Source organism: Tabrizicola thermarum, assembly GCF_003574395.1.
Taxonomy (GTDB): domain Bacteria; phylum Pseudomonadota; class Alphaproteobacteria; order Rhodobacterales; family Rhodobacteraceae; genus Tabrizicola; species Tabrizicola thermarum.
On the sequence record NZ_QMJY01000082.1, the window covers coordinates 151,150 to 165,304 of the forward strand.

Below are 14,155 nucleotides of genomic sequence, written 5' to 3' on the forward strand. Positions count from 1 at the left end.
GGATAGGGCGATCCTTAACCGACACAACCTGGCGTTGCGCAAACCGCGAAGCAGCGCGCGGAGGTTACCGAAAAGTTTAAGAAAATGATCGAATTGTTAAGACCAGCCGCGAGCTTAACGAACAGGTAACCAAATCTACTCTAGGTTGCAAAAGTCCAAGGCTGGACCCATTGCAGCCGGGGTGTGGACAAATACAGGACGACTGAATTGCCAGAATTGACTGCTGCCAGCCTGCCAGACTGGCTTCCTGCTGCTGTGCGCCATTACCTCGATCACACGGAAGACGGCACATCGCTACGGGAGCTGGCACGGCGTGAAGGCCTGCATGCCTCGACCATCCTGCGTCAGGTGCGACGGTTCGAAAACCGCCGCGAGGACCCGCTGATGGACGAGGCGCTGTCCGCAATCTCCCGACTTGTTCCCCGAAAGTCCGATGCAACAGCCCAGAAGGATGATCTGCCGATGTCTGTGCACCCGCGCCTTGCCGTTTCCGCCGACCAGCCCGATCTCAGCGACGAACAGGCCCTCATGCGCGAAGGCATGCGCGTGTTGCGGCGACTGGCCGAACCGGGCGCCGTCATGGCCATTGCCCCGGATCTCGACAAGGCCGTGGTGATCCGCGACCTTCCCGACGGGAAAAGCCTGCGCACCGCCGTCCTGGACCGCTCGGTCGCCCATGCCTTTGCCCTCAAGGACTGGGTGACCTGTCGCAAGCCGGGTCGCGTATCGACCTACGATATCACCTCGGCCGGGCGCGCCGCGCTGAAGCGCATGGTGGACGAGGAAGACCGCCGTCGTCAGGGCATGGCCGAGGCCGCCGCACCCTTCGGCGACCAGCACCGCGTCTGGGGCGACCGCGAGGTGATGGACGACGCAGGCCCCCGCCGTGTCCGCTACAACATGGCCGAAAGCCCGGTGGCTCTTCTTGGCCGCCGCCGGGACCGCGATGGAAAGCCCTTCCTGGAACCCGAACTCGTCGCCGCCGCCGAACGCCTGCGCGAGGATTTCGAACTGGCCCAGATGGGGCCGCGCGTGGCGCAGAACTGGGACCGGTTCCTGACCGGCGGCGACCGGGGCGCCTTCCAGCCGGACAGCGGACTGGGTGAGGGGCCGACCTCGGCGCGGGGCCGGGTCGCGGCGGCCCTGCGCGACCTGGGGCCGGGGCTTGGTGATGTGGCCTTGCGCTGCTGCTGCTTTCTCGAAGGGCTCGAGGTCGCCGAAAAGCGCATGGGCTGGGCGGCGCGCTCGGGCAAGATCGTGCTTCGCATCGCGCTGATGCGGCTGCGCCGGCACTACGAGGAAACTTACGGCAAGTCCGGCCCGCTGATCGGCTAGGCACCGACCCCGCGCAGCATCAGCACGACCGAGATCGACGCCAGCCAAACCGAAGCCAGCCGCCGCAAAAGGACCAGAGCGCGCGGCTGGCCGACTTCGCCGGCGCGCAGGACCGCGCCTGCCGCAGCCCAGAGTGCGGCCACCAGCACCACCAGCCCGGCGAAGAGCGCAAGGTTCAGCGCCAGCCGGTCGGGGGAGGGCAGCAGCACCAACCCGAAGATCAACGCCTTCGGGTTCAGCGCCGTGGTGACGAACAGCGTCCGCGCCCCCACGGACTGCGCTCTCTCGATCGCTGACAGCGGCTGCCACAGCCTTACCGCCAGCACCGCCACCCAGACAGCCGCCGCAAGCGTCATCGCGCCTTGCAGACCCGGGTGATCGGCCAGAGCCGTCGCCCCGATCACGCTCAGCGGCAGCACCGTCAGGAAATATCCCGCAAGCTCGGCCGGAGCCAGCCGCATTGCTCCCGTCCAGCCCCGCTCGGCCCCGGCCACGAGGACAAGCGAGTTCGTCGGCCCCGGTGTCAGGAGCAGAAGAAGGACGGCAAGGGCAAGCTCGGTCATGGACATCATCCGCGCTGTAGCTAGGCCGCTGATGCCCTGTCGGGAAGGGGCGCGCGTTGACAAGCATCAAGGCAATGACCGGCAAAAGCCGAAGGGGGGAGCCGCAACCGGCTCCCCCCTTCGTCCGGGGCTTCCCCGTCCCCGGAAGCGCACCTGCCACACGGGCGGCGCGGTTTGGATTGCGTGCTGCGCAAGGGGCCAGGGCGGATTGCTTGCATTGCCCTGCGCCTGTTTTGCGCCTATCTGAGAACAGGCAAGGCGGTCAGGGGGAAATTTCCGTGCGCGACCTCAAGATTCCCGAAGGGCGTCATCCCGAAAAGGCGCATCGGCCCGACAATGCCCAGCCGAAAAAGCCCGATTGGATTCGGGTGAAGGCCCCGACCTCCGAAGGCTACAAGAAGACCCGCGACATCCTGCGCGAAAAGAAGCTGGTCACCGTCTGCGAAGAGGCCGGCTGCCCGAACGTCGGCGAATGCTGGTCCCAGGGCCATGCCACCATGATGATCATGGGCGAGATCTGCACCCGCGGCTGCACCTTCTGCAACGTGGCCACCGGCAAGCCGCAGACGCTCGACGCCTTCGAGCCCGGCCGCGTGGCCCACGCGGTTGCGGAACTGGGCTTGACCCACGTCGTCATAACCTCAGTCGACCGCGACGATCTGGAGGATGGCGGGGCCGAGCATTTCGCCCAGACGATCCGCGCGATCCGCCATCGTTCGCCCGGCACGACGATCGAGGTGCTGACCCCCGATTTCCTGAAATGCCCGCCCTCGGCGCTGGAAAAGGTGGTCGAGGCGCGTCCCGATGTCTTCAACCACAATCTCGAAACCGTGCCCGGCCTCTATCACGAGGTCCGTCCCGGCGCGCGCTATTTCCACTCTCTGCGCCTGCTGCAACGGGTGAAAGAGCTGGACCCGATGATGTTCACCAAGTCGGGCATCATGGTGGGCCTGGGCGAAACGCGGCAGGCGGTTTTGCAGGTGATGGACGACATGCGCTCGGCGGACGTCGATTTCCTGACCATCGGCCAGTATCTGCAACCCACGCCCAAGCACCACCGCGTTGACCGCTTCGTGACCCCGGACGAGTTCAAGGCCTATGAGACGGCGGCCTGGGGCAAGGGCTTCCTGATGGTCTCGGCGACGCCGCTGACGCGCTCCAGCTATCACGCGGGGGACGACTTCGCCCGGATGCGCGCCGCGCGGCAGGCGGGCAGGGGCTGAAAAGGAAAGGGCCGCACAATGGCGGCCCTTTCGTTTCGGCAGGTCGGGACTGACTTCAGAACTTGAAGCCGACGCCGATGTCGTAGGTCTCGGGTCCGTTCTGGATCTTGGTGCCGCCGCCCTCGACGAACAGGCCGTTGCTCAGACCGTAGCTGGCCGAGAGAGAATAGATATCTCTGGAATCCTGCACCAGCACAACATCGCCCCGCACGGTCAGCGACGGCACGACATCGAAGCTGCCATAGAGGCGCAACGAGTCGTTGCCATCGGACTGAACGAAGTGCGCGAAGGCTGCGCCGACATCATAGCGGTCGGCATCGTGGAAGGCGCCGATCTGCAGCAGGGTGGCATTCGGCCCGTCAACATCGGCAAGCTCGCCGGTGATGAACAGGGTGGTCGGGCCCGCCTTGTACTGCATCACCCCTTCAAAGATGCCCAGGCCGTCGCCGTCGTTCAGATAGTGATAGCCCGCCCCATAGGTCAGGCTGCCTGCGGTGTTCAGATAGGTCAGACCCGGCGTCACGCCCTTGTCCTCCGCGCTTTCCAGCGGAGTGATCGGGCCGCGCAGGAAGCCAAGCTCAAGGTCAATCAGTCGCGAGGACGAGAACCGAGGCATCACCCGCTGCGTTTCCAGCAGCGGACGCGGCGCACCGACCGCGAATTCGCCCGCACCCGTGGACAGGACCAGCGCCGCCCAGACATTGGTCACATCGGAGCCGTCATCCAGGTAGCTTGTGTCGAGCGCGGCGTCGAAGCCAAGCAGTCCGCCAGACCGCCAGCTCATCCCGACATCTCCGTCGAAGGCCCAGACACGCGGATTGGCGTCGAGGTATTCCAGCTTGACCTCGCCGCCGAAGGTCAGGCCATTGCCGGCCGTCTGCGCCGCAGCGGGAAGGGCCATCAGCGCGGCAAGCGTGGTGAGGATGGGTCTGTTCATTTTGCGGTCCGTCCTGCTCTTTTTTTGGCATTATGCCGCACGATCTGCGAAAAGAAAAGCGCCATCGGACAAGATGTTGAGGATGCGATCCGGTCAGAACCGGTAGCCGATCGAGGCCGAGGCAATCGAGTCCGAACCTTCATCGGCGGTCAGATAGCCAAGCTGTCCGAACCCGCCACGGCCGAAGCCGTATTCGGCGGACAGCCCATACAGTGTGTAATTCCACTCCGTCGCAGAAATCACCTGAGCGCCGATGGTTAAGGCATCGCTCAGTCTGTAATCACCGAAGAGCGTCGTGGCGGCAACGCTGGTGACGATATAGTCGGAATCCATGTGATGGATCCCCACAGACCATCGGTCGGTCGCATAGCGTGCGGCGACCTGCCAGCGGTCGAGGGTCCCGACCGGGGTGTCGAGCATCTCGTAGGCGACGAAAAGATCGGTCCCGCCGGCCCGGTAGATGGCGCCCAGTTCATAGCCCTCGGCCGAGGCGCTGGGGCCCTTGATCCGGTGCGCTCCGGCACCATAGGTCAAGGCGCCCGAGGTGCCCTTCACGGTCAGTCCGGTGAAATCCAGATAGTCCGAAAGAACGGCGGTTTGCGCAAGGAACGAACCGCCATATCCCCCGACGGAGGCAAACAGGATATCCACATACCGCGCGCCGCCGGGCTGGGGCAGGGGGAACATCCGCTCCAGCACCGGCTGCGGTCGCCCGGCGGCAATCTCGCCGTAGGGAGTCACCAGCACTCCCGCAGCCCAGAGCTTGCTGTTGTCCACATCGTCCTGGATCAGGTCGAAGCCCTGCGTCGTCACGTCAAGGCCGAAGCTGAAGCTGCCTCCGGCCTGACTGCGCCAGCCCAGGGTCAGGTCATGCACGGCCAGCGTTTCGTCGTCGCTGCCGTCATCCAGATACTCGAGTTCGACATCCCCGGTGATCGCGAAACCGTTCCCGAGGTCTAGCGCAAGCGCCGGGCCCGCGCCCAGGGCCAGACCCGACAGCAGAAGCGCCGCGCAACGATGCATGAGATCCTCCAAGGTGACCGACTCTCCGCAACCCTGGATAGCAGAACAGGCCGTGCCACAGAACTTCCGTAAGGGCAATTTTGCCCGACTGTGCCCGAAATTCAACGTCTTCACGCGTTTCGGGCGCTCCGTGACGGCAGGTGGCCGGTCACTCCACCGTCGGCACGGCCAGCAGATATTCCGCCACCGCCTGCCGGTCGCTTTCGGGCAGCCGCGCCATGTTTTCCACCACATGCACCATGTGGCCGCCCACACTGTCATACTCCGGCGTGAAACCGGTGGTCAGGTATTGCACGATGTCCGCCGCCGTCCAGCCCAGCTTGCCCGGCGTGATGTTCGGGATGCGCCCCTGGCCCGAGGGGTTCGGCGCCCCGCCCAGCCAGCGCGAGCGGTCCATCGCGCCCAGCAGGTTGCGCGGCGTATGGCACTCGCCGCAATGCGCCAGCGCCTCGGCGATGTAGCGGCCGCGCGCGGCGGTGGGCGTCAGGTTCCCCGGCAATGCCCAGTCATCGGACAGGAACAGCAGCTTCCAGACGCCGATCGTGTCGCGGATGCTGAAGGGAAAGCGCAACTCGTGCGGCTGGCTCGGGGTCGGGTCCGCCGGCAGCGTCCTCAGGAAGGCGTAAAGGTCCGCGACATCCTGCATCTCCATCTTCGCATAGGAGGCGTAGGGCAGGGCGGGATAGTAATGTTCGCCCTCCGGGCTGACCCCCCGCGTGATCGCATTGGCCAGGTCCTGCAACGACCAGTCGCCGATCCCGTGTTCCTTGTCCTGGCTGATGTTGGGCGCGACGAATGTGCCGAAGTCGGACGGAAAGCGCTGCCCGCCCGACAGCACCAGCTGCGCCGCCCCTTCCGCCTTCTCGGCCATGTGGCACGAGGCACAGCCCGAGGCCCAGAACACCAGCTCGCCCTTCGCCGCATCCCCGGTCAGGTTCGCCAGCGCGGCGGCGGACAGCGGTTTCGGCCGGGCCATCAGATAGAGTCCCCCGGCTGCGACCAGCCCCAGAACGACCAGCCAGCGCATGATCCGCATCGCGTCTCTCCGTTTCAACCCTGCGGCGAGCCTACCCGACAACCCACCCGCGTCCAATCACGGTTTTCGGCGCAGGCTGTCCACCGTCATCCAGTCCGGCCAGCCGATCCACCGCTCGACCGCGACGATCGCCAGGCATAGCGCCACCACCGCGAACACCAGCCTGACCCGGCCTGCGGATGGAGGGTTCTGCACCCAGCGCCTGGCGCGCAGAAGCCAGTGCAGCTGGTTCATGCCGCGTCCGTGAACCGGACCTTGCCGATGTAGGGCAGGTTGCGGTTTCTCTGGGCAAAGTCGATGCCATAGCCCACCACGAACTCGTCGGGGATCTCGAATCCGGTCCAGTCGGCCTTGACGGGCACTTCGCGGCGCGAGGGCTTGTCCAGCAGCGCGCAGGTCTTCAATCGCGCCGGTTCGCGCGCGTTCAAGAGGTGCAGGACGTGGCTCAGGGTAAAGCCGGTATCGATGATGTCCTCGACCACCAGCACGTCGCGGCCCGCGATTTCGCCCCGCAGGTCCTTCAGGATGCGCACCTCGCGGCTGGAATGCATCGCATCGCCATAGGACGAGGCTTCCAGGAAATCCACCTCGACCGGCAACTCGATCTCGCGCACGAGGTCGGCGATGAACACGAAGGACCCGCGCAGAAGGCCCACCACCACGAGCTTGTCGGTGCCCTTGAAATGCGCGGTGATCTCGCGCGCAAGGGCCTCGACCCGCGCCGCGATGGACTTGGCGCTGATCATCTGGTCGATCACATAGGGGCGGTCAGGCATGGGTGGCGTCCGGTTGTTGCGACCCCTTCCTAGCCGCCAAAGCCGCAGTTGCCTAGGCCGTGACATGCCGCCCGCTTGATCTTGCCGGCGCCACGGGGCACATCTCGGGCAAAAGAGACCGCGATGCCCACCCATTCCGAGACCAAGCGCCTGCCCTACACAGCGCGCCAGATGTATGATCTGGTGGCCGATGTCGCATCCTACCCGAAATTCCTGCCCTGGAATTCGGCCGCGCGCATCCGGTCGCGCAGACCCATCGCAGACGGCGGAGAGGTGATGGAGGCCGATCTCGTCATCAGCTTCAAGGTGTTCCGCGAACGCTTCGGCAGCCGGGTGACGCTCTGGCCGGACAAGCTGAGGATCGACACCGAATACATCGACGGGCCCTTCCGCCACATGCGCTCCACCTGGGCCTTCCGCGACATCCCCGGCGGCTGCGAGGTCGATTTCCACGTCGATTTCGAGTTCAAGAATGCCATCCTGCAAGGCATCATCGGCGTGGTGTTCAACGACGCGATGCAGCGCGTCGTGCGTGCCTTCGAACGCCGCGCGGCGGAACTTTACGGCCCCGCCCTGTGAAATCCGCGGAACCCGCGTAGGGCAGGGCGCCCGCCCGCGTATGTCCGGGAAACAACGCCCGAGGGACCCATGCGCCTGATCGCCTTCCTGACTGCCCTGTGCCTTGCCCTGCCAGCCATGGCCGAGACCATCCGCCTCGGCGACCGCTGGTACGAGATCGTCCTGCCCCGCGCGCCCAAGGGTGCGCCCCAGATCCTGGCCCTGCATGGCGGAGGTGGCGATCCCGACCAGTTCGCCGCTGCCTCGGGTCTCGGGGCGGCGGCCACCGCGGCAGGCTATGCCGTGGCCTTTCCGGCAGGCAGCGGGCGGCGCGGCGACAGGCTTCTGACCTGGAACGGCGGATATTGCTGCGGCTATGCGCAGCGCACACGCGTCGATGACATCGGCTTTCTCAAGGCGGTCATCAGGGATGCCCGCGACCGCTTCGGGCTCTCCGACCGGGTGTTCGTGACCGGCATGTCGAACGGCTCGATCCTGTCCGCAACCTTCGCCGCGCAGAACCCCGGCCTCGTCCGCGCCGTCGCCGGGGTGGCGGGCACGATGGACACCCGCCGCGTCCGCGTCACCGGTCCCGTGCCGCTGCTCATCATCCACGGCACCGCCGACACCATGGTCCCCTATGACGGTGGCCAGGGCGACACCAGCCTGACCCGCACCGACTTCGCCTCGGTCGCCTCTGTCGTCAGCGCTTTCCTTGCGCCCTGGGGGGGCGGACTTTCCGAAACCAGCCGCGAGATCAACCGCAAGCCCGACGGCACCACGGTGATCGTCACCGACTACCGCAAGGGCGACCTCCCGGTCCTGCGGCTGATGACGGTCGAGGGCGGGGCACACCACTGGCCCGGCGGGCGCAAGGCGCGCCTGACCGAAGGCAAGACGCAGGAAATCGACGCCAATACCCAGATCCTGCGCTTCTTCGACCTTTACCGCTAGGCGGGGGCGGGATCAGTCCAGCGCCTGCCGCAACAGCGTCAGCGCGTGCTCGGTCGCGGCCTTGCGCACCTTCGCCCGGCCCCTTGCGCCGAACTCCACCGTTTCGACCCGGGTCTCGGCCCCCCGGCGCGCCAGTCCGAAGCAGACGCGGCCCTCGGGCTTGAACTCCGACCCGCCCGGCCCGGCAATGCCCGTGATCGACACCGCCAGCTCGGCCGCTGAATGCGCCAGCGCGCCCTCGGCCATCTCGCGCGCGACGGGTTCGGACACCGCACCATGCGCGGCCAGCGTCGTCTCGGACACCCCCAGAAGCTCGACCTTGGCCGCGTTGGAATAGGTCACGAAGCCGCGCTCGAACACGTCCGAGGACCCCGCCACATCGGTCAGCGCCGCCGCGACCATGCCGCCCGTGCAGCTTTCCGCCGTGGCGATGCGGATGCCCCAGTAGCGCGCCGCCGCCAGCAGGTCCGCGACATTCACCCCAGCCATGGCTCCACCACCCCATGATAGACGCCCGCAAGTGCCATCGCGACGACCCCGGCGAACAGCCCCGCCCAGAGATCGTCCAGCATCACCCCCGCCGCATCGCCCCTCCGGTCGGCCCGGCCCACCAGCCAGGGCTTCCAGATGTCGAACAACCGGAACAGCAGGAAGGGCACCAGCCAGCCGGGCCAGGCCGCCAGCAGGTCCACCCCGTGCCGCGCCAGCGGGATCACCGTGAAGCACAGCGCCAGAAGCTGCCCCGCCACCTCGTCGATCACCACTTCCGAGGGGTCCTCGCCGCCCCTTGCCGCCAGATAGCGCGGCACCGCCCAGAACCCCGCAAGCGTCGCCAGCACGAAGCCCACGGGCACCGCCCAGGGCAGACCCGCCTGATAGACCGCCACCGCCAGCGCCACCGTGATGGCACTCGCCCAGGTGCCGCTTGCAGGCCTCAGATGCCCCGCGCCAAGGAAGGTGGCGACCAGCGCGCTCATGCCCGCACCAGCACAGCCGTGGCCAGCGCCGCGATGCCTTCCTCGCGCCCGGTGAACCCCAGCCGCTCGGAGGTGGTGGCCTTGACCGACACCCGCCCCGCATCAACCCCCATGATCCGCGCCAGTTCCGCTTGCATCTCAAGGGCATGCGGGCCGATCTTCGGACGCTCGCAGACTAAGGTCACGTCGCAGTTGCCCAGCTCATACCCCCGCGACCGCGCCAGGCCGATGGCATGGGACAGGAAGACATGGCTCGCCGCACCCTTCCATTGCGGATCGCTCGGCGGGAAATGCCGCCCGATGTCGCCTTCGGCCATCGCACCATAGATCGCATCGGTCAGCGCGTGCATCCCCACATCCGCATCCGAATGACCCAGAAGCCCCCGCGCATGCGGCACGCGCACTCCGCACAGCCAGACATGATCGCCTTCGCAGAAGGCATGCACGTCATAGCCGTTGCCCATCCGAACATCCATGCCGCGCCCCCTCAGGATCGCCTCGGCCCGGGCGAAATCGCCGGGAAAGGTCAGCTTCAGATTGGTTTCCTCGCCTTCGACGATGGCCACGTCAAGCCCTGCGGCCCGCGCCACCTCCACATCGTCCGCCGCCCCGCCCGGATGGGCGCGATGGGCCGCAAGGATCGGCGCCAGCCGGAACGCCTGCGGCGTCTGCGCCCGGAACAGCCCCGCCCGGTCCATCGTCCCCGCGACAAGGCCCTCCGCCCCCCGCCACAGCGCATCGGTCACCGCCAGCGCCGGGGCCGCGCCCTCGTGCGCCTCCAGCGCCACCAGCAGCCGGTCGATCAGCGCCCGGCTGACCAGAGGCCGCGCCCCGTCATGGATCAGGACCGCCTCGACACCCGTCCCCGCCAGCGCCTCCAGCCCCGCCCGCACCGAGGCATCCCGCGAAGCACCCCCCTCGACCAGCGGCACGCCCAGAGCCTCGGCCCGCGCCCGATCCTCCGGGTGGATCACCACCAGCACCTGCATCCCGGCAAAGGCCGCAAGCACATGCTCCAGCACGGGTTTCCCCGCCAGCAGCTGCCACTGCTTCGGAACCTCGCCCCCCATGCGGGTTCCGCGACCGGCGGCGACGATAAGGACGGCTGTGCGCATGACGGCTCCTTTCGCCTCTGCCTAATCCAGCCCGACCTGCATGACAATCTGGCGCTTGCATCGGCGACATGCCCAAAATTTGTGCATCGCATGTTTTTCAGTCATTATCACGCCGCGCTGCCTTGGTCGGGTCATCGAAACGGGCTAGCACCTGTTCAACTGTGCAAGGAAAAGGCTTTGTCCGTCCCTCTCGGTCCGCTCACCCTCGATCCTCCGGTCTTCCTCGCTCCGCTGGCGGGCATCACGGATCTGCCGTTCCGCCGGCTGGTGGCCCGGTTCAATGCGGGCCTCGTGGTCAGCGAGATGGTCGCCAGCGAAGAGGTCGTGCGCAACCGCCCCGAGGCCCGCGCCCGGGCCGAGCTTGGCTTTGGCGAACAGGCGACCTCGGTGCAACTCGCCGGCCGCGATCCGCACTGGATGGCCGAGGGCGCACGCTTCGTCGAAGGGCAGGGCGCGCGGATCATCGACATCAACATGGGCTGCCCGTCCAAGCGCGTGACCACGGGCCTTTGCGGCTCGGCGCTTCTGCGCGACCTCGACCTTGCGCTGAGGCTGATCGAGGCCGTGGTGAAGGCGGTGAACGTCCCGGTCACCCTGAAAACCCGTCTCGGCTGGGACGACACGCTGCACAACGCGCCCGATCTTGCCAGACGCGCCGAAGCTGCGGGTGTCAGGATGATCACCATCCATGGCCGCACCCGCTGCCAGTTCTACAAGGGCAAGGCGAACTGGGCCGCCATCCGCGCGGTCAAGGAGGCCGTGAAGATCCCCGTCATCGCCAACGGCGACATCACTGATACCGCCACCGCCCGCGAGGCGCTGCACCTGTCCGGCGCCGATGGCGTGATGATCGGCCGTGGGGCGCAAGGCGCGCCGTGGAAACTGGCGCAGGTCGCGCATGAGATATACGGCACCCCGGCCCCGAAGATCCCCGAGGGCGGCCGCCTTGGCCGGCTGATCCTCGACCATTACGACGACATGCTCACCTTCTATGGCCGCGATCTCGGCCTGCGCATGGCCCGAAAGCACCTCGGCTGGTATCTGGAGGAAGCCGGTCTGCCCCATGCGCGCGAGCCGATCCTCACCTCGACCGACCCCGCCGAGGTGATCCAGCTTCTGGAACTGGCCTTCGCCGAGCTGGAGCTTGCCGCATGACCCCCTACCGTGCGCCCTATCCGGTGCCCGGGGTCATCTGGGCCTCGCTGCCCTTCCCGACGCTGCTGATCGACCAGACCGGTACGATCCTCGAGGTGAACCCGGCCGGCGAGACCTTTCTGAACGCCTCGCAACGCAGCCTGACCGGCCAGCCCGTGTTCGACCGCCTCGCGATCGAGGCCCCGATGGAAGAGGCGCTCTCCCGCGTCCGCGCCAACCAGTCGCCCCTGAACATCAACGATGTCGATGTGACCACCGGCGAACGCCCACCCGTGCAATGCACGGTCCACCTCGCGCCGATGCACGACAATCCCGGCATCGTGATGCTGATCCTCAGCCCGCGCGAACTGGCCGACCGGATGGGGCGGTCGATGGGCGCAAAGACCGCCGCGCGCTCGGCCATCGGCATGGCCGAGATGCTGGCGCACGAGATCAAGAACCCGCTCGCCGGGATTTCCGGTGCGGCCCAGCTTCTGTCGATGAACATTTCCCCCGAGGATCAGGAACTCACCGACCTGATCGTCGAGGAAACCCGCCGCATCGTGAAACTGCTGGAACAGGTCGAGCAGTTCGGCAACCTCCGCCCGCCCGACCGCAAGCCGGTGAACATCCACGACGCGCTGGACCGCGCGCGCAAGTCCGCCCTCGTGGGCTTTGCCGCGCACATGTCGATCGTCGAGGATTACGACCCCTCGCTGCCGCCCACCTTCGCCGACAGCGACCAGCTGATGCAGGTCTTCCTGAACCTCATCAAGAACGCCGCCGAAGCCTGCAAGGACGGCGGCACGATCCGGCTGCACACCTTCTACGACCTCAGCTTGCGCCTGCGTCGCAAGGACGGACCCTCGGCCGCGCTGCCGCTGAACGTCGAGATCATCGACGACGGCCCCGGCATCCCGCCCGAGATCGCCGCCTCGATCTTCGAGCCCTTCGTTTCCGGCCGCGAGAACGGCACCGGCCTCGGCCTGGCACTCGTCTCGAAGATCATCACCGACCATGACGGATGGATCTCGGTCGATTCCGTCCCCGGTCGCACAGTGTTCCGCGTGTCGCTGCCCCTGGCGCCGCGCGAGAAGAAGAAGGAGTCCCCCTGATGGATGGCACAATCCTTGTCGCCGATGACGACCGCACGATCCGCACCGTCCTGACCCAGGCGCTGACCCGCGCGGGCTGCAAGGTCCATGCGACCTCCAGCCTGATGACCCTGATGCGCTGGGTCGAGGAAGGGAAGGGCGACCTCGTGATCTCGGACGTCATCATGCCCGACGGCAACGGGCTGGACGCGCTGCCGCGCATTTCCAAGATGCGCCCCGGGCTGCCGGTGATCGTGATCTCGGCGCAGAACACGATCATGACCGCGATCCAGGCCGCCGAAGCGGAAGCCTTCGACTACCTTCCGAAACCCTTCGACCTGCCCGACCTGATGAAGCGCTCGGCCAAGGCGCTGGACCAGAAGCGCCGCGCCCCGAAAGTCGTCGTCGCGCCGCGCGAACCCGGCGACGACCTGCCGCTGGTGGGCCGCACCCCCGCGATGCAGGCTCTCTACCGCCTTGTGGCCCGCGTGATGAACACCGAGCTCGCCGTGCTCATCACCGGCGAAAGCGGCACCGGCAAATCGCTGATCGCCCGCGCGATCCACGATTTCTCCGACCGCCGCACGCTGCCCTTCGTGGTGGCGCAAGCCGCCGATCTGGCCGGCATCGACGGCCCCGCGACGCTCCTGTCCCGCGCCCGCGGCGGCTCGATCGTCTTTGACGAAGTCGCCGATTACGACGCCGACACCCAGGCCCGCGTGGTCCGCATGCTCGACATGCTGGGCGACAAGGCCCCCCGCGTGATGGCCACCAGCCAGACCGACCTTTCCGCCCGGATGGAGGCCGGCCAGTTCCGCCAGGACCTCTACTACCGCCTTGGCGGCGTCACGCTGCATGTGCCCAGCTTGCGCGAACGGGTCGAGGACATCCCGCTTCTGGCCGAACACTTCCTTGCCCGGGGCGAACGCGATCTCGGCACCGTCCGCCGCCTGTCGCAACCCGCCGCCGACCTGATCCGCGCCTATTCCTGGCCCGGCAACGTGCGGCAACTGGAAAACACCATCCGCCGCCTCCTCGTCACCGCCTCGGAAACCGAGATCGCCCGGTCCGAGGTGGAACAGGTCCTCGGCCAGCAGCCCGGCCCCGAACCGATGACCGGCATGGTCGATGGCGACAAGCTCTCGGCCTCGGTGGCCCGTCACCTCAAGCGCTATTTCGACCTGCACGGCGGCCAGTTGCCGCCCCCCGGTGTCTACCAGCGCATCCTGCGCGAGGTGGAACTGCCGCTGATCGAGATCGCGCTGGATGCCACCGCCGGGAACCAGGCAAAATGCGCCGATCTTCTGGGCATCAACCGCAACACCCTGCGCAAGAAGATCACCGACCTCGACATCCGCGTGACCCGCCGCCGCAAATTGATGTAGCGGGGCCACGCCGACCTGTGTCTTTTCGGTTTCACCCCGCGCTGC

Annotated in this window: 16 protein-coding genes; 7 read left to right on the forward strand and 9 right to left on the reverse strand. The window is 67.0% G+C overall.

Annotated elements, in window-relative coordinates:
• Positions 1-207 precede the first annotated feature (207 nt).
• Positions 208-1,335 (forward strand): DUF6456 domain-containing protein, encoded by a 1,128-nt coding sequence (locus tag D5084_RS16030; protein WP_128516508.1) that lies wholly within the window; start codon positions 208-210, stop codon positions 1,333-1,335.
• Here the strand turns inward: D5084_RS16030 and D5084_RS16035 are convergent.
• Positions 1,332-1,898, reverse strand: coding sequence for a hypothetical protein (locus D5084_RS16035; protein WP_238382683.1), 567 nt, complete (start codon positions 1,896-1,898; stop codon positions 1,332-1,334). The genes D5084_RS16030 and D5084_RS16035 overlap by 4 nt on opposite strands.
• A gap of 278 nt (positions 1,899-2,176) precedes the next feature.
• On the opposite strand from D5084_RS16035, the gene lipA reads away from it, so the two are divergent.
• Positions 2,177-3,121, forward strand: a complete 945-nt coding sequence (lipA, locus tag D5084_RS16040) for a lipoyl synthase (protein ID WP_128516510.1) — start codon at positions 2,177-2,179, stop codon at positions 3,119-3,121.
• 55 nt (positions 3,122-3,176) lie between these two features.
• On the opposite strand, the gene D5084_RS16045 is transcribed toward lipA, so the two are convergent.
• The 5 genes from D5084_RS16045 to hpt form a co-directional block, all read right to left on the reverse strand.
• Positions 3,177-4,058: a hypothetical protein gene (locus D5084_RS16045; protein ID WP_128516511.1), complete on the reverse strand. Its 882-nt coding sequence runs from the start codon at positions 4,056-4,058 to the stop codon at positions 3,177-3,179.
• 93 nt (positions 4,059-4,151) lie between these two features.
• On the reverse strand, positions 4,152-5,081 hold the full coding sequence (locus tag D5084_RS16050; RefSeq protein ID WP_128516512.1) for a hypothetical protein: 930 nt from the start codon (positions 5,079-5,081) through the stop codon (positions 4,152-4,154).
• 148 nt (positions 5,082-5,229) lie between these two features.
• Positions 5,230-6,117, reverse strand: a complete 888-nt coding sequence (locus D5084_RS16055; RefSeq protein ID WP_128516513.1) for a cytochrome c — start codon at positions 6,115-6,117, stop codon at positions 5,230-5,232.
• A gap of 57 nt (positions 6,118-6,174) precedes the next feature.
• Positions 6,175-6,351: a hypothetical protein gene (locus D5084_RS18570; protein WP_187644510.1), complete on the reverse strand. Its 177-nt coding sequence runs from the start codon at positions 6,349-6,351 to the stop codon at positions 6,175-6,177.
• Entirely contained in the window at positions 6,348-6,893 is a 546-nt protein-coding gene (hpt, locus tag D5084_RS16060) for a hypoxanthine phosphoribosyltransferase (RefSeq protein ID WP_128516514.1), read from the reverse strand. Before hpt ends, D5084_RS18570 begins: the two co-directional genes overlap by 4 nt.
• 123 nt (positions 6,894-7,016) lie before the next feature.
• On the opposite strand from hpt, the gene D5084_RS16065 reads away from it, so the two are divergent.
• Positions 7,017-7,472 carry a type II toxin-antitoxin system RatA family toxin gene (locus D5084_RS16065; protein ID WP_128516515.1) on the forward strand — a complete coding sequence of 152 codons (456 nt, stop codon included), beginning with the start codon at positions 7,017-7,019 and terminating at the stop codon, positions 7,470-7,472.
• A gap of 69 nt (positions 7,473-7,541) precedes the next feature.
• On the forward strand, positions 7,542-8,405 hold the full coding sequence (locus D5084_RS16070) for a CE1 family esterase (protein WP_128516516.1): 864 nt from the start codon (positions 7,542-7,544) through the stop codon (positions 8,403-8,405).
• Positions 8,406-8,417: 12 nt separating this feature from the next.
• Here the strand turns inward: D5084_RS16070 and D5084_RS16075 are convergent, their stop codons facing one another.
• The 3 genes from D5084_RS16075 to D5084_RS16085 are packed head-to-tail and all read right to left on the reverse strand — an operon-like array spanning position 8,418 to position 10,497.
• The gene (locus D5084_RS16075) at positions 8,418-8,885 is read right to left on the reverse strand and encodes a CinA family protein (RefSeq protein ID WP_128516563.1); all 468 of its coding nucleotides are present in this window, start codon (positions 8,883-8,885) and stop codon (positions 8,418-8,420) included.
• Positions 8,882-9,382 carry a phosphatidylglycerophosphatase A family protein gene (locus D5084_RS16080; protein ID WP_128516517.1) on the reverse strand — a complete coding sequence of 167 codons (501 nt, stop codon included), beginning with the start codon at positions 9,380-9,382 and terminating at the stop codon, positions 8,882-8,884. The genes D5084_RS16075 and D5084_RS16080 overlap by 4 nt, the downstream gene beginning before the upstream one ends.
• Positions 9,379-10,497 (reverse strand): bifunctional 2-C-methyl-D-erythritol 4-phosphate cytidylyltransferase/2-C-methyl-D-erythritol 2,4-cyclodiphosphate synthase, encoded by a 1,119-nt coding sequence (locus tag D5084_RS16085; protein WP_128516518.1) that lies wholly within the window; start codon positions 10,495-10,497, stop codon positions 9,379-9,381. Before D5084_RS16085 ends, D5084_RS16080 begins: the two co-directional genes overlap by 4 nt.
• A 177-nt stretch (positions 10,498-10,674) precedes the next feature.
• Here D5084_RS16085 and dusB point away from each other — a divergent pair, with 177 nt between their 5' ends.
• Genes dusB through D5084_RS16100 form a run of 3 tightly spaced genes read left to right on the forward strand, consistent with a single transcriptional unit; the run spans position 10,675 to position 14,110 of the window.
• The gene (gene dusB, locus D5084_RS16090; protein ID WP_162302455.1) at positions 10,675-11,652 is read left to right on the forward strand and encodes a tRNA dihydrouridine synthase DusB; all 978 of its coding nucleotides are present in this window, start codon (positions 10,675-10,677) and stop codon (positions 11,650-11,652) included.
• Positions 11,649-12,746 carry a two-component system sensor histidine kinase NtrB gene (locus D5084_RS16095; protein WP_128516520.1) on the forward strand — a complete coding sequence of 366 codons (1,098 nt, stop codon included), beginning with the start codon at positions 11,649-11,651 and terminating at the stop codon, positions 12,744-12,746. The genes dusB and D5084_RS16095 overlap by 4 nt, the downstream gene beginning before the upstream one ends.
• Positions 12,746-14,110 (forward strand): response regulator, encoded by a 1,365-nt coding sequence (locus D5084_RS16100; RefSeq protein WP_128516521.1) that lies wholly within the window; start codon positions 12,746-12,748, stop codon positions 14,108-14,110. The genes D5084_RS16095 and D5084_RS16100 overlap by 1 nt, the downstream gene beginning before the upstream one ends.
• Positions 14,111-14,155: the final 45 nt, after the last annotated feature.

Bases quoted from the DNA above. Each gene is read 5' to 3' on its own strand.
- D5084_RS16080 (WP_128516517.1), bottom strand. From the start codon at position 9,382: ATGAGCGCGCTGGTCGCCACCTTCCTTGGCGCGGGGCATCTGAGGCCT.
- D5084_RS16070 (WP_128516516.1), top strand. From the start codon at position 7,542: ATGCGCCTGATCGCCTTCCTGACTGCCCTGTGCCTTGCCCTGCCAGCC.
- D5084_RS16085 (WP_128516518.1), bottom strand. From the start codon at position 10,497: ATGCGCACAGCCGTCCTTATCGTCGCCGCCGGTCGCGGAACCCGCATG.
- D5084_RS16095 (WP_128516520.1), top strand. From the start codon at position 11,649: ATGACCCCCTACCGTGCGCCCTATCCGGTGCCCGGGGTCATCTGGGCC.
- hpt (WP_128516514.1), bottom strand. From the start codon at position 6,893: ATGCCTGACCGCCCCTATGTGATCGACCAGATGATCAGCGCCAAGTCC.
- D5084_RS16065 (WP_128516515.1), top strand. From the start codon at position 7,017: ATGCCCACCCATTCCGAGACCAAGCGCCTGCCCTACACAGCGCGCCAG.
- D5084_RS16100 (WP_128516521.1), top strand. From the start codon at position 12,746: ATGGATGGCACAATCCTTGTCGCCGATGACGACCGCACGATCCGCACC.
- D5084_RS16045 (WP_128516511.1), bottom strand. From the start codon at position 4,058: ATGAACAGACCCATCCTCACCACGCTTGCCGCGCTGATGGCCCTTCCC.
- D5084_RS16050 (WP_128516512.1), bottom strand. From the start codon at position 5,081: ATGCATCGTTGCGCGGCGCTTCTGCTGTCGGGTCTGGCCCTGGGCGCG.
- D5084_RS18570 (WP_187644510.1), bottom strand. From the start codon at position 6,351: ATGAACCAGCTGCACTGGCTTCTGCGCGCCAGGCGCTGGGTGCAGAAC.
- D5084_RS16055 (WP_128516513.1), bottom strand. From the start codon at position 6,117: ATGCGGATCATGCGCTGGCTGGTCGTTCTGGGGCTGGTCGCAGCCGGG.
- D5084_RS16035 (WP_238382683.1), bottom strand. From the start codon at position 1,898: ATGACCGAGCTTGCCCTTGCCGTCCTTCTTCTGCTCCTGACACCGGGG.